Source organism: Brevibacillus sp. DP1.3A, assembly GCF_013284245.2.
GTDB lineage: Bacteria > Bacillota > Bacilli > Brevibacillales > Brevibacillaceae > Brevibacillus.
Map to the genome: position 1 here is coordinate 6,370,415 of NZ_CP085876.1, position 18,702 is coordinate 6,389,116.

An 18,702-nucleotide genomic window follows, 5' to 3' on the forward strand; every position below is an offset into this window, starting at 1 on the left:
TCCCGTAAATTGTAAGTATAAAAAAGGAGGAAGTTCTAAATGGCTACTTTAACGTATCATGTTGCCGTATCGTTAGACAATTTCATTGCCGATCAAGGAATTATGGATGGAAATATTGAAAGCACTCTCTTTTTATTTGAGGGAGAACATGTACCGGACTTTTTATCTGAAATTCAGGAATATGATGCTGTGCTGATGGGCGCCAAAACGTACGAGTTTGGGTTTAAATTCGGTGCCAAGCCGGGCGAACCAGGCTATAAGGGGATCAAGCATTATATTTTCTCAAACTCCATGCAGTTCGAGTCCAATGCAGAAGTCGAGCTGGTCAAAGGCGATGCCGTCGAATTTATCAAAAATCTTAAACAGCAAGAAAACGGCAAGCTGTGGCTATGTGGAGGCGGTGAATTGGCAGGAGCGTTACTGGCACATCAACTGATTGATCAATTAGTGCTGAAAGTGAATCCGGTGATGGTCGGTGAAGGTATCCCTCTATTTGGAAGTGCGAAGCCACGTCTCAAACTCGAGTTAGTAGACATGAAACAGTACGCGAACGGCGTAACGAAGCCTACTTACAACATTGTTTATATATAATCTCGCTTAATAAGAGAAACGGGACCGCTTTATTCGACCCGTTTCTTTACCTTCTGTCATATAGAAAAAAGATGGGGAATCCCCCATCTTTTGATTACGTTACGTCCTGCAGCTCACGAGTTAGAACTTCTGCTGCTTTTTGAATTTCAATTTTCCGTATGCGATGCTTGTCTTTCTTTCTAATCGTAAAGACGAGATCATCGGATTGCCATTGGATACCTTCTTTGAGCGTCGAGTTTTGACTGTATAACCAACCCCCGATGGTATCGAGTTCTTCTTCATTAATATTAGCGTTAAGCAAGTCGTTAACCTCAGAGAGAAGTACCTTTCCGTCTACAATCACATGGCTGTTCTCTTCTACGATTTCGATCTCGGCTTTTTCCTCCGCGTCGAATTCATCACGGATTTCACCTACAATTTCCTCCAAAATATCTTCGATCGTAACCATTCCGGAGGTACCGCCATACTCGTCAATCAGGATGGCGATATGCGTTCTTTGTTTCTGCATCTTTTTCAAAAGGTCTTTTACAGGAGTAGCCTCTGAAACCGTCAAAAACGGTCGGATGAGCTTGGACATATCCAAATTCGGATCATCTGCATAATTCAGAAAGAACTCTTTCGTGTTAATCATCCCGATAATATGATCTTTATTTTGCGAAATAACCGGGAAACGGGTATATTGCTCTTCTTTCATGATTCGCAGGTTTTGCTCAAGGGTATATTCCTTGTGCAAGCAGCTCATATCTGTTCGTGGAACCATAATCTCGCGGGCCAGCATCTCATCAAAAGCAAAGATATTGCTGACGTATCCGTACTCAGACTGATTAATTTTGCCACTCTCATAGCTTTCCGTCAGAATGATTCGCAGCTCTTCTTCTGAGTGACTTTCTTCGTGCTCCTTGGTCGGTTTCATACCAAATGAACGCACAAGCAGAGCAGCAGAGCCATTCAACACCCAGATTGCAGGGTACATCAATTTATAGAACCAAATAATAGGTTTCGCACACAGTAAGCTAACCGCTTCTGCCTTTTGGATCGCCACTGTTTTCGGTGCCAGTTCCCCGACAACCACATGTAGAAACGTAACGAGTGAGTGAGTAAGCAATCACAAACGACAGAACTGCAACGACTTGTTCGGGTAAATAAGGCGTAAGAATTGGGCTAATGATACTTTCAATCGTCGGTTTCCCCAATACCCCCAAGCCAATGGCTGTCAACGTAATCCCCAACTGACACGCTGACAAATATCCATCCAGGTTACTAACTACTATCCATCCAGGTTACTAACTACTTTCTGAACAGCAAGAGCATTCCTTCTCCCTTCCATGACCAGTTGGTCTACACGGCTTGGGCGAAGCTTTACAATTGCGAATTCAGTTGCCACAAAAAAAGCAGTAGCAACAATCAGAAAAGCAATTAGTAACAAATTCATGGTTAGCAATATCCTATCCCCTCTTCATTAGAAGTCTTACGTTTTCATTGTACGAAACTCAGCTCCTTCACATCAACGTTCGCTTATATCCAATTTCGTCTTAATTGTTTGATTATAGGCAGTTTTGCTATTTCAGGTCACTCACCCATATCCTTCCCTTCCTCTTGCTCTTTATTCGATTTTCCCCAATTCCAACACGACCGGACAATGATCGCTTCCCATCACCTGTGAGTCAATTCCCGCCCCGAGCAACGACGGAGCCAATCGCTCAGACGTGAGAAAATAATCAATACGCCACCCGATATTCCGTTCTCTTACCTTCGGCATGAAAGACCACCACGTATATGCATCTGTCTGATCCGGATAAAAATATCGATAGGTATCCACAAACCCAGCTGCCAGCAAACTCGTCATCTTCTCACGCTCTTCAGGAGTAAAGCCAGAATTATTGCGATTGGACTTCGCATTTTTCAAATCAATCTCTTGATGGGCGACATTCAGATCCCCACAAACCAGTACGGGCTTCTTCGCATCTAGCTGCAATAAGTAGTTCCGAAACCGATCCTCCCATTCCAACCGATAATCCAATCTCGACAAATCGCGCTTCGCATTCGGGGTATATACCGTTACCAAGTAGAAATCATGGAACTCCAATGTAATGATGCGTCCCTCAGGCTCATGGTCTTCTTCCAAGCCGTAACGCACAGATAGTGGTTCCATTCTTGTAAAAATCGCCGTTCCGGAATAACCCTTTTTCTCTGCGTAGTTCCAATATTGATGATACTCCTTCCCGATCTCCATCTCGATTTGACCTTCTTGCAGCTTCGTTTCCTGCAAGCAAAATATATCGGCATTCGCCTCTTTGAAGTAATCGTAGAATCCTTTGTTTACACATGCGCGAAGTCCATTTACATTCCAAGAAATCAATTTCATCATCGCTTATCTCCTCGTCGCTATTCGTTAGATTCCATGGTACACTATCTTTGTTTTCAATTATAGGAGGTTACGATGATGGACATTGCAATGGGCATCGCATTCATGAGACTTCGTTAAAATCGACAAGACCCCATGTTGGCTCAACCATTTTCAAAAACGGAATGGGATGGGTTTATTTGTGTTTGATTGATTCTAACTATTCATGAATGAGGTGTTTTTGTTATGTCAAAAAACAATGTAGAGCAAATGCTTGCACTCGCGAAAAATAACGGAATCCTTGTAGACCCAACTACCGTGAAGGTGAATGAATCCGGCTTAGATTTCCTTGCGATTTTTGCAAGTACGATAGATGGCGTTCCATGGGTATTACGCCAACCGCGCCGGGACGATGTCGTGGAGACAGCTCGTTATGAGAAAAAGGTGTTAGATCTCGTTGCCAAACATCTACGTGTCGAAGTACCGAACTGGCAGGTTCACACTTCTGAATTCATCGCTTATCCAATCCTTGGTGGCACACCGATGGCGACGATCAATATGGAAACAAAAAATTATGAGTGGTATTTGAACCCTGAATCTCTACCTGAACTGTGCATACAAACGTGGGCGGAAGCATTGGTGGAATTACACGGTATTCATCATGATCTTGCTCGCGATGCTGGTGTCCGCGTCAAGCAGCCTAGCGAAGCACGAGCAAGCCTTCGAGAAAAGATGAATGAAGTCAAACGCGTCTTTGGCGTTTCTGGGGCGCTATGGGATCGATGGCAAAAATGGCTTGCGGATGACACATTCTGGCCTGCTCACTCTGCTCTTGTGCATGGTGACCTCCATCCGGGGCATATCCTGGTTGCTGAAAACGGAAAGGTAACGGGGCTCCTGGATTGGACAGAGGCCGAGGTCGCTGACCCTGCTATTGATTTCACGGTCTTTTACCTATTGTTCGGAGATACTGGCTTGGTCGATTTCATCCAGCGGTATGAGAAAGCAGGAGGCCGTGTATGGCCGCGTATGCATGAGCATATTGCAGAAATGACATCAGCGTATCCCGTCATCCTTGCCACCTTCGCGTTGAAATCAGGGCTGGAAGAGTTCAAGATCATGGCACGACAAGCTCTAGGTGTCGACGAAAACGGCAAAGAGATCTCTTAATGGATAACCAACCACCGTCCCCGTTTGGAGGCGGTGGTTTTTCTAAGTAAATAGCTACAATGAGCCATTACTGACTTGGAAATAAGGTGTTACAATAAATCGGCTCATTTGGACAATCCTTTACTAAATAGATGGAGTGAATATGATGAAGCGAGGACTTCTTATTGGCATTGGTGCTGTTGTCGTAGTAGCAGGCGTGCTTTCCATTCCTGTTGAGGCTGGCCCCTCACCCGATACACGAATCATATTGGAGCACACAAACAAGACGTATATTTCACCTCCCTGTTATGAGCAAGCAAACAAAACCAACAATCTAGCCGAAGCTGATATTCAAAAAGCGCAGGAATTGAATTATCAGCCAGAATCCAGCTGCACGGCAAATTCACTTGCCCCCAAAAAGCAACCGATTGCTTCTGTACTCGCCGTAAATCTCGGAGTCAAACAAAGCCACTGGGATTGGTAATAGCACTACGTTCTGGTTCACGAATTGTTCAAGTAAAATAGCTCATGTGAGCCATCTCCTTTTATCACCAAAGTTTATATAATCATCAAGAACGTCATCGAGAGGAGTAACCCTGCATGCTTTTTAAGAAGTGGAACCGTAACTTCCACCGTTACATCGGACTCATCGTTAGCCTTTTCTTACTGATGTGGGCCATTACTGGTTTTCTCCTGTTAAATGTCCCTTGGTATCAGGAAAAAGCCACAGACTTGAAAACGACAATGATCGAGGTACCTGCCCAACCAGAAAAGCTAACTATTTCCTATGTGGGTGAGAAGTTAGTAGAAACTGGGGAATATACTTGGGATGAAATCAGATCGATCGCAAAATCAGGTGACTCTTTCAAAGTGTACGTTAGCAGAGAACCAATTCTGCGGCTGACTGTTTCTTCCGAAGGGCACATCACAGCCTTGAAACAAGATCCCATTTTAGATTTCTTCTACGGATTGCATGTGGGCGAATGGGAAGACCTCAATTATGTGACTGTGTTAGAGATTATCTCCATCTTAACCGCTTTTCTTGTCGTATCCGGGCTTATTTATTTCCTGCCCAAACGCTGGTTTAAGAAACGTGAAAAGAAAATATAAAGGCTTCGTCCATAAAAAAAGAGCGTTAGCTATAGCAGCTAATGCTCTTTTTTTGATTAATAGTACGGAGAAATCATGATGTAAACAATAACGCCCGTCGCACTGACATACAGCCACATCGGCATCGTCCAGCGGGCGATTTTTTTATGTTTTTCCACTTTCATGTTGAGTCCACGTGCAGTCGTAATCAGCGCAAATGGAACGATAATCGCCGACAACAAAATATGTGTAATCAAGATGAAGTAATAGATCGGACGCACAATTCCCTCTCCCCCGAAGGAAGTGCTAGGTGCCATTCCGTGGTAGATCACATACGAAACCAAGAAGAGAGCTGTTGTGGAGAAGGCTGCAAAAATATATCCTCGATGCATCTTCATGTTTTTGTACTTCACGATGGAAACAAGCGCGGCAATCAAAAATATAAAGGTAAAACTGTTCATGACCGCATTAAAAAACGGCAGAAACGTCAGGTCGAGATGGCTGAAATCATTGTTCTTCGGCATGAAGTACAAGATGGCGACAAGCGTGTTAATCGCTATGGTGAGAATAACGATAATCGGTGTATAGTTGCGTTGTTTCATTCTTATGCTCCTTTTTTCTCAGATCATGAATGAGTATCCCGCTTTAGTCTACCCATTGACGAGCCCGGACATTGGCAGCTGAAGACGGTTAACCAGTCCAGTCATCCTAATGATAAACGAAGTAGGTATGCCGTACAAAGGCGATTTGATGAACAAAAAAAGGACCAACAAATGTTGGTCCCTTTCGTTACTACTTGTTTGATTGCTCGTCCAGTGGTACGGCCTTGCTAACTCCTAGTGCAAAAAAGCTGATGACCACAATCGCCAAGAAGACAATCCCGGCAATTAGGGAAACACGTGTGTCATCATTGATCCACATACCGATGAGTACCATGATGAGAAAAGCAATGGTCAAATAGTTGCTCACTGGGGCAAAAGGCATTTTGAATGGATGGTTGTCCATCTCAGCACCTTTTGCTTTTCGGAAACTGATTTGACTGATCAAAATGACAAACCACGGTACCATACCAGGCAACACACTCGCACTGTACACATACACGAAGAGATTTTCTGGGGCGATATAGCTTAAGATAACGCCAATACCCAGACCGATCAGCACACCAATCGTACCTAACAACGGCACACCATTCGAAGACAGCTTCGTAAAAACTTTCGGCGCTTGGCCATTAACGCCTAAGGTATACAGCATACGCCCTGCACTATAAATCCCACTATTACAGCCAGACATAGCAGCAGTGATCACAACAAAGTTAATGATACCTGCAGCTGCGGTAATACCAATCTTCGCAAAAGTAGCAACGAACGGACTGCCGATTGCCTGCAATTGATCCCAAGGGTAAACGGTTACAATAACAAAGATCGCACCGATATAGAAAATCAAAATACGCCAGATAATGCTTTGGATCGCACTCGTTAATGTTTTTTTCGGGTCTTTTGCTTCCCCTGCGGTAATCCCGATGAGCTCGACACCTTGATACGCCCCAATCACCAAGGAAAGGGCAAAGAAAAAGCCTGTCCAACCGCCCGTAAAGAATCCGCCATTCTCCCACAGATTCGATAATCCGATTGCGTTTCCACCATTTCCAATGCCAAAGAAAATCAATCCAAACCCTGCAATAATCATCAAAACGATCGTTACAATCTTGATCATGGCAAACCAAAACTCAAATTCACCAAATGATTTTACCGAGACCAAGTTTGCTGCACCGAGAATCACCATGGCAATAATGCCTGGAATCCAAGGCGGTAAATCCGGAAACCAATACTGCATATACTGTCCGACGGCGATGATCTCTGCCATCCCGACAATGACCCACTGGAACCAGTTACTCCAAGCCGTCATATATCCTGCTAACGGGTGGATATACTTATGCCCAAAGGTCGCGAATGAACCCGTACTCGGTTCCATATACAACATTTCACCCATTGCACGCATGATGAAAAAAATAAAAATTCCTACAATTGCATAAGCTAGCATGACAGATGGTCCTGTCCATTTAATCGTGCTGGCAGACCCCATAAATAGCCCAACACCGATCGTACCGCCCAGAGCAATCATCTGAATATGACGGGCTTCCAGGCCTCTCTTCAGTTCTTTGTTTTCCACGTAAGCTTCTTCTTCCTCTCTGCTGTTGGCGGTATTTTAGGAAAGCCATCATAAAAAGCATTCCTAATCGTTAGTAAGATTATTCCTTTTTCTTGCGTTGTGCTTCACTTCCGAATTGTTTGTTTATTTGTAAAATAAATTTCACTAACGTTAATTATTATATTCACTTTATAAACAATTTGTAAATCGATATGTTCAAGAAAAATATAACCAAATATATATTACTGAAAAAACATTTTCTTCTAAACTAGGTTACATGATAGAAAAGCACAACAATCGCCGAGATCTCCCTCGATCAGTTGTTGTGCTTTTTGTCTCATTGATTATTTAGGATTAAGCGCTCTTGCCATCGCATCTACATAGCTTTGGCCGGCACGCTGGCTCACTTCCGCTTCGGGGACAAACACTTCAAAACAGTGGTAGCATCCGGGATACAGATGAAATTCTACGTCTACCCCTGCTTGTGCAAGCCGCGTCACATATTCGATCGTCTCATCTCGGAACAAATCGAGCTGTCCTACGCACGTATAAGTCGGTGGCAGCCCCGCCAAGTTTTCTGCTCTCGATGGCACCGCATATGCGGATAGCTGACTGTCGTCGGCACCTTCGCCCAGGTACATACTCCACGCAGCCAAATTGTTTGTTCGGTTCCAGGTTGCATTTTCAGCCTCAATTTCATAGCTCGACGCTGTACGATTACGGTTGTCGATCATTGGATACAACGGCATTTGGAAAATAAGGGATGGTCCACCTTTGTCGCGAGCCATTAAGGCAAGTGCTGCGGTCAGCCCCCCTCCCCCGCTTGCACCAGCAATCGCAACCCGATCCAAATCGATGCCGAGTGACTCAGCTTCGTCTGTCATCCACGTTAAACCGGCGTAACAATCATGGATGGCAGCTGGATAGGGGTGTTCGGGAGCCAGACGATAATCGACCGATACGACGACACAATTAGCCGCTTGTACGAAGCGTTCGCATAGAGCGTCATCCATATCAGGGTGCCCCATCACATAGCCTCCTCCATGAATCCACAGCATGGCCGGAAGCTTACTACCTGTTCGCTGGACGGGCTCGTATATTTTAGCTAGCATCTCTCCTGCTGCGCCCGGAATCATTCGACTTGTGGTACGTACGTGCTCTGACTTCACAATAGGCGGATTTCTCAGCATGGCCCTGCTCGACTCCAAATTTTCTTCGAGTTGAAAACCAGGGAATTGCGCTAATGTTTGCCTTAATTCCGGCAGTACTCGACGATGAAAATCCACGTGAATCCCTCCATTAAGCAAATGTTGATTCTTGCTGTGACTCTGCTTCCCACTTGGTTATTTCCTCTCGCACCCGAGGCGCTACCTCTGTTCCTAGCAGCTCAATGGCTCTCATTACCTGATCATGCGGCATTGTCGATATCGGCACATACATCATGAAGCGTGTCATGCCTACTGTTTTGCGAAGGTGGATGATCTTTTGGGCCACCGTCTCTGGATCACCCACATACAATGCCCCTTCGAAGCTGCGTGCGGCATCGAAGCTAGCACGGTTATAATACGCCCAGCCCCGCTCCCTTCCGATTTTGTTCATTCCTGCTTGTGTAGAAGGAAAAAATGTATCTGCCGCCAGTTCCGTATCTTCTGCAACAAATCCAAGTGAATGAGACCCAACCGTTAATCGCGATACGTCATGACCAGCGTGCATGGCCACCTTCTTGTAAAGCTGCACAAGTGGTGCAAACTGCCGCGGACTTCCACCAATGATCGCTAGCATTAATGGCAATCCCAGCAGACCTGCACGAACAACAGATTCCTGATTGCCTCCGCTACCAATCCATATGGGTAAAGGATTCTGAACAGGCCGTGGATACACGCCCAAATTATGAATAGCTGGCCGATGACCGCCCCTCCAGGTTACTTTTTCGGACGCCTGTATTTTCAGGAGCAGTTCCAAATGTTCTTCAAACAGCTCTTCATAGTCATTCAAGTCATAGCCGAACAGGGGAAACGACTCGATAAAGGAACCGCGTCCCGCCATAATCTCTGCCCGTCCATTCGAAATGCCATCCAGTGTCGCAAAATCTTGAAAAACACGCACTGGATCAGCCGACGAAAGCACTGTCACTGCACTCGTCAGCCGAATCCTTTTTGTCAGTGACGCTGCCGCAGACAGCACCATTGCTGGAGAAGAAGCTGCATAATCCTTGCGATGATGTTCACCTATGCCAAATACATCAAGCCCAACCTGATCAGCGAGGACGATTTCCTCGACAACTTCACGCAATCGCTGTGCGTGGCTTATCACTTCACCTGTCTGAACATCCGGCGTCGTTTCCACAAACGACGTAATACCAATCTCCACAGACCATCTCTCCTTTTGCAAAAATGTATATCAGTCAACAGCTCATGAAACGCGTCTGGTCACTGCCCAATACACCAGAGCCAAAGCACTGACAGAGGCTCCGAGCAAGCATACTCCCTCCCAACCAAAATGCGCATATGTATAGGTCGAGGCAATGGAGCCAGTAGAAGAGCCGATCGAATAGAAAACCATATACCCCGCCGTGAGCCGACTCCGCGCCTCTGCACCCAGGGTGAAGATCATACTTTGATTCGTAACATGCACGGCCTGTACCGCCAAATCAAGCAAAACTATACCTATCGCCAAGGCAAATAAGGACTGTTCTGTATAGCTGATTAACAACCAGGATAGTAACAATAGGCTCAAAGCAAAGCCCGTCGTTCTCTGTCCATAGCCTCGATCTGCAAGCTTCCCTGCCCTTGCTGCTGCTAACGCTCCGGCAACTCCTGCGAGGCCAAACGCCCCGATCGCCGTATGCGACAGAGATAATGGTGGCGCACTCAGAGGCAGTACCAATGGCGTCCACAAAATACTAAAAGCAGCAAAAATCAGCATAGCCAGAACAGAGCGAATACGTAATAGCCTTTCTTGTGCGAACAACATCAGTACCGACCTAAGCAACTGGAGATAGGATAGCGACTTTACCTCCCGCTCCCTATTTGGCAATACCCGAAATAATACGCAAACCATTACCAATAGAAATGCAGCAGAGACTAGATATACAGAACGCCACCCCGCAAGATCTGTTAATATCCCCGCAATGGTTCGCGCTAGAAGTATGCCAATGACGATTCCGCTTGTAACTACTCCAACTACTCGCCCTCGCTCAGCAGGGTCAGCCATTGTCGCCGCGAATGCAACGATCGTCTGCGTCACAACGGCAAGTAATCCTATTGCAGCTATACCTGTGAATAGTACCGTGCTGGTGGAGGCAGTCCCTACGATAACCAGCGCTACCACAGATAAAAACATCTGACCGATAATCAGGCGGCGCTGGTTCAATAAATCGCCAAGCGGCACAAGCAATAACAGTCCTACTGCATAAAAGATTTGGGTAAGGGTAATGAGAATCCCAATGATGGAATAATCAATCCCGAACTCAATCGACAAATGATCAAGTAGTGGTTGCGCGAAGTAAATATTCGCAACTGACATCCCGCAAGCAACCGCGAACAATAGTGTTACATAGCGAGGCATGGGAGAGCCTTGCACTGAATCCGCCTTCCTATCGGCTTTAGCCGTTACTTTTTCAATAACTTCCTCCATCTGACTTCACCTTAACTCCTTTCATTTTTTCGTTTAGAACAAAATAACATACCGATCAGTACGTTATTGTGCCCAGTAAATATATCCCACTATTTCTTTTTCTGTCAACAGCATTCTTTTGACACTAGGATATACCGTCGATAAATTGACAAAACAGATAAAAAACAATAAAATATAAAATACCATTCAGTACAAAATCTCTATTGACCGTTACATAGATTCGAATACTTGAGTAATGAGAGGAACTCTTTATGGCAAGAACACGCGAATTTGACGAAGAAAAAGTACTAGATGCAGCTATGCAGCTCTTTTGGGAGAAGGGGTATGAAGCTACCTCATTAAGTGATTTAACTTCCCGAATGGGTATCCAGCGCCCCAGTATTTACTCGACCTTTGGGGACAAAAAAGAATTGTTCGAAGCCGCACTACGCAGATACACGATGTCTCGTGCTTCCGAGATACGAACGAAGCTTCAAAACCAGCCATCCGTAAAAGCGGCATTTCGCCTTTTTTTTAAAGAGGTGGCCGATGAGGAATATACGGAAGGTCTCAGCCGAGGATGCTTTTGCATTAATACCATGGTCGAGCTAGCCCCTCATGATGAGAAATTTGAGATTTTGACAAGGGAACACCAAATGTACCTCTCAGTCATCTTTCAAGAAACGATCGAGCGAGGTATCCAATCAGGTGAACTCGATTCGAGTATAGACGCGAAAGCTACCGCACAAGCGCTTATCGTATCGTTAATTGGACTGACCGTAATCATGAAATCTCGTCCAACTCGATCATTTGTTGATAATTCGATAGAAGTTACACTTACGTTACTTAGATAACTATATGGATCAACTTGGACAAAAAAAGACCAACATATGTTGGTCCTCTTTCTCTTTATCACTACAACTACTGTTAGCGCTCCAATTTAAAACGCTGCACCAATGACTGCAACTCTTCAGCAATGTTGGCAAGATGCCCTGCCGAAGCCGCCACTTCCTCCATCGAAGCATTCTGTTCTTCACTGGCCGCTGCGACTTGGTCGACCTCTTGTGCAGTGGCTTGGCTCATGGCGCTCGATTCACCAAAGGCTACAAGCATCGCTGTATTTGAATGCATCAACCCTTCGCTGACGTGGGCTACTTGCGCGAGGTGCGCATCAATGTGGTTAATGGCCTCATTCATCTCCGTAAAACGCTGCTCAACCGATTGTGTCAAATCACTTCCCGCTGTAGCAGAATCCACGCCTTCCTCCGTGCGTCTTACCATGTGAAGGACGCGATTCTGAACCTCGCCGATCAGACTGTCGATCTTTTCAGCAGCAGCACCTGTCTGATCAGCCAGCTTGCGTACCTCATCAGCGACGACAGCGAACCCGCGGCCTTCTTGCCCGGCACGTGCCGCTTCAATAGCTGCATTCAACGCTAGCAAATTCGTCTGAGAGGCGATATCTTGGATGAAATTCGTCACCCCGCTAATTTCTCCAGCAACCCGTTTTAACTCCTCCATCTCATCTTTTGAACGAGTGGAATGCTCCACGATCATATTCACCTGTTGTCTCGCCGCTCCGAGGGACTCCTCTCCGGTGTTGGCCAGACTGGTGATGACCTGCGACATTTCCGTGCTCTCACGCAGGATGCGGATGGCATCATCCAGCTCCTGTTGCGCTTGAGTCGCCGATTGCTTCACGGTATCTATACTCCGATTCATATCGGAAGACATGGACGCTATTTCTTGCATGGAAGCAGCCACTTGTTCAATCGTTTGCACATTCTCCTCCGAATTCGCAGACAAATGCTGGGAGGAAGCAGAGATTTGCTCGGAATGATCGGTAATTTGACGCAGGACATCGGACAACGATTGCGACATCGTATTGAAGTTGGATTGCAGCTGCCCTATCTCATCCGTTCTTCCACTCTCGATAGACCGGACTGTCAAATCCCCCTGCGCGATCGAGTCGGTCAGTTGCTTCAATTGTAGGATTGGTCGCACCGTGCGTTTCATGAATATCCAAACGAACAGGGCAATAAGGGCAAGCAATAGTACGATGAACAAGAACGAAGTCCGCAACAGTGGCCCCGTTTTTTGATTGATTTCACTCCAATCAATCACGGAAACGACATTCAATCCGAGCGAATTTTGCTTGTTGAAATGATAATATTCACGAAGCTCGTCATCATCCATTTCGAAAGAACCCTGCTCTTGATCACGCATCACTTGGAAGCGCACGTCTTCAAGCGGCTTGCCTTGTGGGAATCGCGGATGCGACAGTGTCACGTTATTCTGATCGAACAAGCTGACATATCCCTTTTCCCCGATCTTGTACGTCTTTACCAGCTCGTTTAAGTGATCGATAGAAACGTCGATTCCCGCTACTCCTGTACCGTCCGAGAGCGTCTTGGCAAACGTAATCACGTAACTTCCGCTCACCGCGTCGATATAAGGTGGCGTCACAATGACCTGCCCCTTATGCTGCATCGCTTGCTTGTACCAATCGCGAGTAGTCGGATCAATTTCCTTTTTCGCCGAGTTGTAGTATCGATTGTCGTAGTACATGAACGCAGCCAAAACATTGTCGATGTCTTTCTCTATATTGCGGATGCGATCATAGATATACGTATCCGCATTTTGCCCCGGCGGAACTTGAACATCCGCAAAGCTATCGATCGTAACAGAATAATCCTGGTACGAATTATTGAGTACTTGTGTAATCATCGTGGTAACCGATTCGACTTGGGACAACAATTCGCGCTCTAACTGGTTGCGCGCCAGTTGTGTTAAGGTCAAGCTCAGAACGACAGAGGGAACAACAATAAGCAAGACGAGAAAAAATAGGATCTGCTTGGATAGCGATGCTTTATAACTAGTAATCATTTTCTTAATCATCTGTGATGACTCCTCTCTAGTGAAGTAGAATAACGAGTTGCAGCCCAAACAACGCCTCACCGGTCGTCAGAAGGCGCGTTCCTATTAGGCCAGATTCATACCTATGCCCACCTTTTCCACATGGGCTTTTCTGCAAAGTATATTTTCCCTGTTAGTATCTATTTGAAACTTCACGGCATTAAATAAGTACCATCGATTGGTCGTTTTCAGAGGAAAATACCGGGAAATCCGGGGAAATGGCTATTCATGTGGCTGTTAAACAGTTGTTTGAAACTACCTAGTTGTTCACGATACCGTTTCATCCGCACTCGTCACAGCTGCATTTTTCATCATATAATGAATTATTGATATTTCAGTAACTCCCTACCTACCAAACATACGGAGCTGGTTAACCCTATGAATATCCTTGTAACCGGAGCAACAGGTTTTCTCGGAAAAAAACTATCCCAAGATCTATTAAACGAGGGTCATACCCTTTACTTACTCGCTCGAAATGAAAAAAAGGCAAGCGATTTGTTGCATAGCTTTGCCGAAAAACACCGAGCACGGGTACATATTTTACTAGGTGATGTTTCGAAAAAAGGCTTGGGCGTCTCTGAAAATGATCTAGGACAGCTCAACCGAAAAATAGATGCGATGTACCATATTGCCGCATACCTGTCCTTCGATCCCGCTCAGAAACCACAGACGTACGAGGTAAATGTTGAGGGAACAAAAAATACGTTACAATTCGCAGAAGCCATTGGCTCGCCCCGCTTTATCTATGTGAGTACGGCTTATACCATCGGCACCGAAACAGAAGGACAAGAAGCGCTGTACAGCCCGGAACGCTCCTTCGTAAACAACTACGAAGAGACAAAATGCTTGGCAGAACATCTCGTCTTCTGCTACAGCGACAAAATGGAGACCATCATTGTCAGACCGTCGATCATTATCGGTGATTCCAAAACGGGCGAAGCCGATACCAATTTTGGCTTGTATGGATTATTAAAAGGTCTTCGCGTGCTGAAAAGAAGAGCGTCCCGAGCAGAAGGCTGGGAAAATCAAAAGTACCGGATCTTGGTGGATGTCGACGTGAACTCGAACCTCGTTCCGGTTGATTATGTCTCTTCTGTCTTGCTCGCTGCACTTACCCATGGCGAGCATAAGGAAATCTATCACGCTACCAATCCTGTTCCCCCTACCCAACAATTGGTGGTCGATTGCATCAAAGAGGTCTTGGATTTTCCGAATCTAGTTCCTGTTCCATTTGAAACAGACGAGCTGTTATCAGAAGAAGAGAAAACCTTTAATGCATCTATGAGCTTGTTCCATTCATATTGGAAGCGGAGTATCTCTTTCCCGAATGACAACACCAAGAAACTGCTGCAAAAAGTGGGTCAAAGCGAATTGCAGATGGATAAAGAGATGTTGATTGGGATTATGAGTGGATTTCAGAAGCAGGCTGTGCTTACGTAGGTAGTTGCAGAATGAATAACCCTGTAACAGCAAGATGAGTTTGCCGTTACAGGGTTTGTTTTTGTTTAATCACACGTTTCCTTTTACTGGATGTTACCACTTCTATGCCTAACCACGGTAACCGAGTTAGTCGGTGTGTGCGACGGCGCGGATTTCAATCAGTTGGTGAGGAAACGCAAGACCAGACACGCCGATGAGGGTACCGGCCGGACGATGGTCGCCCACATACTCTTTGTACAGACCTACGCACTGCTCGAAATGCTCTTGCGGATTAGTCAGAAAGATCTCCATCTCAGCGATGTTCGACCTCGTAACATCAAATCCCGCCAGCACGCGATCGAGGTTCTCCAACGTCTGCCGGGTTTGTGCCTCGAAATCGCCCTCGCCAACGAATGCGCCCTGCATATCGTGAGAAAATTGCCCCGAAATGTAGATGGTACCATGGACGCTATAACCTTGTGTGAGGCCGAAACCTTCTTCCCAAGCGACACCATGATTGTAGGTTTTGACATGAGTCATTTTGTTCTCTCCTTTACTGAAAGTAAGGCTAGAATAAAATGAGTTCACATAAAAAAATAGTACGCACTTTATTGATAGCTACTACCAGAAAGGATAGTGAAAAACCAAAACCGTTAAATGCATTCCAGTTTTTACCAGTAAAATTTAAGGAGTTCAATAAGACAAAAGCGAATCCGCACATACAATATTTTCCATGAAAGGGTGTTTTGTTCATGCTTAAAAAAGGTATGGTTTCTACTTTGGGTCTACTAGTAGTTACAATGTCTCTATCCATTCCTACCCAGGCTGCTGAACTCACAGCCTCTTCTCAGGAAACGTTACTTCAAAATAAATCAACCGACTCTCGTAAAGTATCAGGAATAGCTAGTGTTAATTTTGGAGCTACAAGAACGATTTCAAAATCGACTCCCATTCCTTCAGATTGGGTCATTACAACAGTAATGAGTGACTACTACGTCAGTATGTAGGAGGGGCAAGCTATGGAACGACAGTACAGACCACAAAAACTACCCCAATACCACCAGGTTGGATCATTACAACCGCTACATCAGACTTTTATATCCTTACTTATAAAGGATAGTGGTACTCAGATCTAATTTGCATAATAACAATGACACCCATCCGTGAGAGCGGGTGGGTGTCATTGTTATTGGGCTTAAATCGTTATACTATCTTAGCAACAACTCGAAAGAATCATGAGATGTGTTCGAGAAAAATAAAGTCTTAGACTGAAGTAGTGGATTTGAAGCTATATTTCTTTTCTTTTATTTTGCAAAAACACCTACCCAACAATAAGAAAACCCCAGTTATGACCAATTTAATTGGCCAACTGGGGCTGCTCTTTTACTTTTGTTGAGTGACAAACCTATTCTAAAGTTACAAACATCACTTAACCAAAAGGTTGTTCATGTTTAATAAGGTCTGTCACTAATGTTATTAGTGGTGACTTTACTCCATGTAACCAATCCAAAAACCAGATGACTCCCTCTCTATTTATTGTGCTCACGAAAAATAGGCATTTTTGTATAGGTCATCGACTATGCACGCACAACCAATTACCCATATATTACCAGAATGTCGTAATTTATTATTACCGAGGTGAGGTATTATGACGTATCAACATGATGATCACTTTGATTACTTTAATGATCCAGGTTTATTTTATGTTCCCGCTCAAACGCATCGAAGAAGAAATCCACGAATGCAGTGCGAAATTCGTCCTAGCGGCCGGAGGGAATGTAAAATTAATATCTTCTGGTTAGATGACGAAATTAAGAAATTCGGACGTAGAAATCATTTTTACAGAACAAACTTTGGACAATACAATCAAGTACTATTTCAACTTAATAATGTTGATACAGGGACAGGTATGGTTGATATAACAGTATTCCCTGAGAGAGGCAACCCGATTGTAATGAGCGTTCATGCAGATGATATGGTCGGTATCCAGTATGTGGGTTCACAATTCCCCGAGCAACGACGTCGGCCACCAGAGTGGTATTGTGCAGTAAATCCTTACGATGAAAGATGTTGGTAAGGCAATATTACTGCCCCTCTACTTGGGGCGTTTTTCTTTTTTATCTATCGGTCTATTTGATATTAGTACCGAAATGTTGAGTAACCAAGAGTAAAACCCTCCCCGGTCAGATGAAGTGCACCCCTTAAAGTAGACATTGGAAAAACCCCTGCGGTTTACCGATGAAAACTTTAGGGGGTGTATTTTTATGCCAGCAAAGAAAGGGCAGAAGTTTAAGCATTATAGTGAAGAACTTAAGTTGCAAGCAATTCAGATGAGATTAAAGGGTGTTTCCAAACGGGTGATCATGGAAGAATTGAAAATTCATGATGAGGACCGACTAAAGGTCTGGATGCGGAAGTATAGGAAACTCGGAGAGTTTGGTCTTCTAGATCAACGTGGCCGTCGCGAAGAATACATAGATGCAAACAGATATATCGAAAAGTTAAAGCGGGAGAATAAGATGCTAAAAAAGTGCTTGGAAATCTGGATGCGGGAGGTGCAGTCCATAAGTATGCCGCAATCAAGAAAGCAGCAGGAGAATACACCATCAGTGAGCTCTGTAAGCTGTTTGGCGTCTCAAGAAGTGGATACTACGCATACTTAAAACGCCAAGGAATAGATCGGGACAAGTCTATGAAAGATTTAGTCCAGGCTGTGTATAAGAAGTACCACGGTAAATATGGGTATAGACAAATCCAACTATTTCTCCTGCAAGATCATGGGGTGTGGGTCAATCATAAGAAGGTACTACGTCTCATGCAAGAAATGGGGCTCCGTTCTCGAATACGTCGCAAGTATCGTTATCACCTTGCTTCATCGGTTGGGGGGCGAGTTGCCCAAAATATTCTACAGCGTAATTTCAAAGCAGATGTGCCCAATCAAAAGTGGGTAACGGACGTCACACAGTATCGTGTCTCGGATACTTGGCTCTACCTGTCTGCTATTAAAGATTTGTTTAATAACGAAATCGTGGCCTATCACATGGATGTTCGCAACGACAATCAATTGGTCCTACGGACCTTTGAGAAAGCTTTTGAAAAGACGAAAGACGTGACTGGACTGATCGTTCACAGCGATCAAGGATTCCAATACACGTCCTACGCTTACCACGACATGCTGCCAAAGGTTGGCGCCCAAATCAGCATGTCTAGAAGAGGCAACTGTTATGACAATGCCTCGATGGAGAGCTTCTTCTCGCATCTTAAAACGGAAGGGCTCTATCCTTATGATATCCGAAGTATCGATGAGGCACAAAGGCGAATCGAGAAGTACATTGACTTCTACAACAAAAATCGCCCGCAGAGAAAATTAAAAAAGCTGACGCCTGTTGAATTCAGACGCCAGCTAGTGGCCTAACGGCCCGGGTTTTTCT

At 44.9% G+C, this 18,702-nt stretch carries 18 protein-coding genes and 1 pseudogene; 10 read left to right on the top strand and 9 right to left on the bottom strand.

Features of this window, described 5'->3' with window-relative positions:
- The first annotated feature begins 39 nt into the window (after positions 1–39).
- The gene (locus tag HP399_RS29490; protein WP_173621126.1) at positions 40–591 is read left to right on the top strand and encodes a dihydrofolate reductase family protein; all 552 of its coding nucleotides are present in this window, start codon (positions 40–42) and stop codon (positions 589–591) included.
- A gap of 94 nt (positions 592–685) precedes the next feature.
- On the opposite strand, the pseudogene HP399_RS29495 reads toward HP399_RS29490, so the two are convergent.
- Together HP399_RS29495 and HP399_RS29500 are read right to left on the bottom strand one after the other, a co-directional pair.
- Positions 686–2,023: pseudogene (locus HP399_RS29495) on the bottom strand (hemolysin family protein).
- A 171-nt stretch (positions 2,024–2,194) separates the two neighbouring features.
- Entirely contained in the window at positions 2,195–2,956 is a 762-nt protein-coding gene (locus HP399_RS29500; RefSeq protein ID WP_173621143.1) for an exodeoxyribonuclease III, read from the bottom strand.
- 225 nt (positions 2,957–3,181) lie between these two features.
- On the opposite strand from HP399_RS29500, the gene mphJ reads away from it, so the two are divergent.
- The 3 genes from mphJ (at position 3,182) to HP399_RS29515 (ending at position 5,194) form a co-directional block, all read left to right on the top strand.
- On the top strand, positions 3,182–4,105 hold the full coding sequence (mphJ, locus tag HP399_RS29505; protein WP_173621128.1) for a macrolide 2'-phosphotransferase MphJ: 924 nt from the start codon (positions 3,182–3,184) through the stop codon (positions 4,103–4,105).
- A gap of 142 nt (positions 4,106–4,247) precedes the next feature.
- Entirely contained in the window at positions 4,248–4,568 is a 321-nt protein-coding gene (locus tag HP399_RS29510; RefSeq protein ID WP_228088410.1) for a hypothetical protein, read from the top strand.
- Positions 4,569–4,684: 116 nt separating this feature from the next.
- Positions 4,685–5,194, top strand: coding sequence for a PepSY-associated TM helix domain-containing protein (locus tag HP399_RS29515; protein ID WP_173621130.1), 510 nt, complete (start codon positions 4,685–4,687; stop codon positions 5,192–5,194).
- Positions 5,195–5,250: 56 nt separating this feature from the next.
- On the opposite strand, the gene HP399_RS29520 is transcribed toward HP399_RS29515, so the two are convergent.
- The 5 genes from HP399_RS29520 to HP399_RS29540 form a co-directional block, all read right to left on the bottom strand.
- Positions 5,251–5,775, bottom strand: coding sequence for a DUF420 domain-containing protein (locus HP399_RS29520; protein ID WP_173621131.1), 525 nt, complete (start codon positions 5,773–5,775; stop codon positions 5,251–5,253).
- A gap of 190 nt (positions 5,776–5,965) precedes the next feature.
- On the bottom strand, positions 5,966–7,342 hold the full coding sequence (locus tag HP399_RS29525; RefSeq protein WP_173621132.1) for an amino acid permease: 1,377 nt from the start codon (positions 7,340–7,342) through the stop codon (positions 5,966–5,968).
- Positions 7,343–7,665: 323 nt separating this feature from the next.
- A complete protein-coding gene (locus HP399_RS29530) occupies positions 7,666–8,607 on the bottom strand; it encodes an alpha/beta hydrolase (RefSeq protein WP_173621133.1) in 942 nt (313 codons plus the stop codon).
- Positions 8,608–8,620: 13 nt separating this feature from the next.
- Positions 8,621–9,691 (bottom strand): LLM class flavin-dependent oxidoreductase, encoded by a 1,071-nt coding sequence (locus HP399_RS29535; protein WP_173621135.1) that lies wholly within the window; start codon positions 9,689–9,691, stop codon positions 8,621–8,623.
- Positions 9,692–9,733: 42 nt separating this feature from the next.
- Positions 9,734–10,957 (bottom strand): MFS transporter, encoded by a 1,224-nt coding sequence (locus tag HP399_RS29540; RefSeq protein ID WP_173621136.1) that lies wholly within the window; start codon positions 10,955–10,957, stop codon positions 9,734–9,736.
- 251 nt (positions 10,958–11,208) lie between these two features.
- Between HP399_RS29540 and HP399_RS29545 the strand changes: the two genes are divergently transcribed.
- Entirely contained in the window at positions 11,209–11,790 is a 582-nt protein-coding gene (locus tag HP399_RS29545; protein ID WP_173621137.1) for a TetR/AcrR family transcriptional regulator, read from the top strand.
- Positions 11,791–11,863: 73 nt separating this feature from the next.
- Here HP399_RS29545 and HP399_RS29550 read toward each other — a convergent pair whose 3' ends face one another.
- Positions 11,864–13,834, bottom strand: a complete 1,971-nt coding sequence (locus HP399_RS29550; protein ID WP_173621138.1) for a methyl-accepting chemotaxis protein — start codon at positions 13,832–13,834, stop codon at positions 11,864–11,866.
- Positions 13,835–14,230: 396 nt separating this feature from the next.
- Between HP399_RS29550 and HP399_RS29555 the strand changes: the two genes are divergently transcribed.
- On the top strand, positions 14,231–15,292 hold the full coding sequence (locus tag HP399_RS29555) for an SDR family oxidoreductase (RefSeq protein WP_173621139.1): 1,062 nt from the start codon (positions 14,231–14,233) through the stop codon (positions 15,290–15,292).
- Positions 15,293–15,418: 126 nt separating this feature from the next.
- Here HP399_RS29555 and HP399_RS29560 read toward each other — a convergent pair whose 3' ends face one another.
- Positions 15,419–15,811 carry a RidA family protein gene (locus tag HP399_RS29560; RefSeq protein ID WP_173621140.1) on the bottom strand — a complete coding sequence of 131 codons (393 nt, stop codon included), beginning with the start codon at positions 15,809–15,811 and terminating at the stop codon, positions 15,419–15,421.
- A 212-nt stretch (positions 15,812–16,023) separates the two neighbouring features.
- Between HP399_RS29560 and HP399_RS29565 the strand changes: the two genes are divergently transcribed.
- The 4 genes from HP399_RS29565 to HP399_RS29580 all read left to right on the top strand — a co-directional run bounded on the left by HP399_RS29565 (position 16,024) and on the right by HP399_RS29580 (position 18,686).
- The gene (locus HP399_RS29565) at positions 16,024–16,278 is read left to right on the top strand and encodes a hypothetical protein (RefSeq protein WP_173621141.1); all 255 of its coding nucleotides are present in this window, start codon (positions 16,024–16,026) and stop codon (positions 16,276–16,278) included.
- 641 nt (positions 16,279–16,919) lie between these two features.
- The gene (locus HP399_RS29570; protein ID WP_173621142.1) at positions 16,920–17,348 is read left to right on the top strand and encodes a hypothetical protein; all 429 of its coding nucleotides are present in this window, start codon (positions 16,920–16,922) and stop codon (positions 17,346–17,348) included.
- A 187-nt stretch (positions 17,349–17,535) separates the two neighbouring features.
- Entirely contained in the window at positions 17,536–17,934 is a 399-nt protein-coding gene (locus tag HP399_RS29575; RefSeq protein ID WP_228088307.1) for a helix-turn-helix domain-containing protein, read from the top strand.
- Positions 17,877–18,686, top strand: coding sequence for an IS3 family transposase (locus HP399_RS29580; RefSeq protein WP_255654199.1), 810 nt, complete (start codon positions 17,877–17,879; stop codon positions 18,684–18,686). The genes HP399_RS29575 and HP399_RS29580 overlap by 58 nt, the downstream gene beginning before the upstream one ends.
- Positions 18,687–18,702: the final 16 nt, after the last annotated feature.

Coding starts and splice junctions, on each gene's coding strand:
- HP399_RS29490 (WP_173621126.1), top strand. CDS start 40: ATGGCTACTTTAACGTATCATGTTGCCGTATCGTTAGACAATTTCATT.
- mphJ (WP_173621128.1), top strand. CDS start 3,182: ATGTCAAAAAACAATGTAGAGCAAATGCTTGCACTCGCGAAAAATAAC.
- HP399_RS29545 (WP_173621137.1), top strand. CDS start 11,209: ATGGCAAGAACACGCGAATTTGACGAAGAAAAAGTACTAGATGCAGCT.
- HP399_RS29510 (WP_228088410.1), top strand. CDS start 4,248: ATGATGAAGCGAGGACTTCTTATTGGCATTGGTGCTGTTGTCGTAGTA.
- HP399_RS29575 (WP_228088307.1), top strand. CDS start 17,536: ATGCCAGCAAAGAAAGGGCAGAAGTTTAAGCATTATAGTGAAGAACTT.
- HP399_RS29555 (WP_173621139.1), top strand. CDS start 14,231: ATGAATATCCTTGTAACCGGAGCAACAGGTTTTCTCGGAAAAAAACTA.
- HP399_RS29565 (WP_173621141.1), top strand. CDS start 16,024: ATGCTTAAAAAAGGTATGGTTTCTACTTTGGGTCTACTAGTAGTTACA.
- HP399_RS29570 (WP_173621142.1), top strand. CDS start 16,920: ATGACGTATCAACATGATGATCACTTTGATTACTTTAATGATCCAGGT.
- HP399_RS29560 (WP_173621140.1), bottom strand. CDS start 15,811: ATGACTCATGTCAAAACCTACAATCATGGTGTCGCTTGGGAAGAAGGT.
- HP399_RS29540 (WP_173621136.1), bottom strand. CDS start 10,957: ATGGAGGAAGTTATTGAAAAAGTAACGGCTAAAGCCGATAGGAAGGCG.
- HP399_RS29550 (WP_173621138.1), bottom strand. CDS start 13,834: ATGATTAAGAAAATGATTACTAGTTATAAAGCATCGCTATCCAAGCAG.
- HP399_RS29520 (WP_173621131.1), bottom strand. CDS start 5,775: ATGAAACAACGCAACTATACACCGATTATCGTTATTCTCACCATAGCG.
- HP399_RS29500 (WP_173621143.1), bottom strand. CDS start 2,956: ATGAAATTGATTTCTTGGAATGTAAATGGACTTCGCGCATGTGTAAAC.
- HP399_RS29515 (WP_173621130.1), top strand. CDS start 4,685: ATGCTTTTTAAGAAGTGGAACCGTAACTTCCACCGTTACATCGGACTC.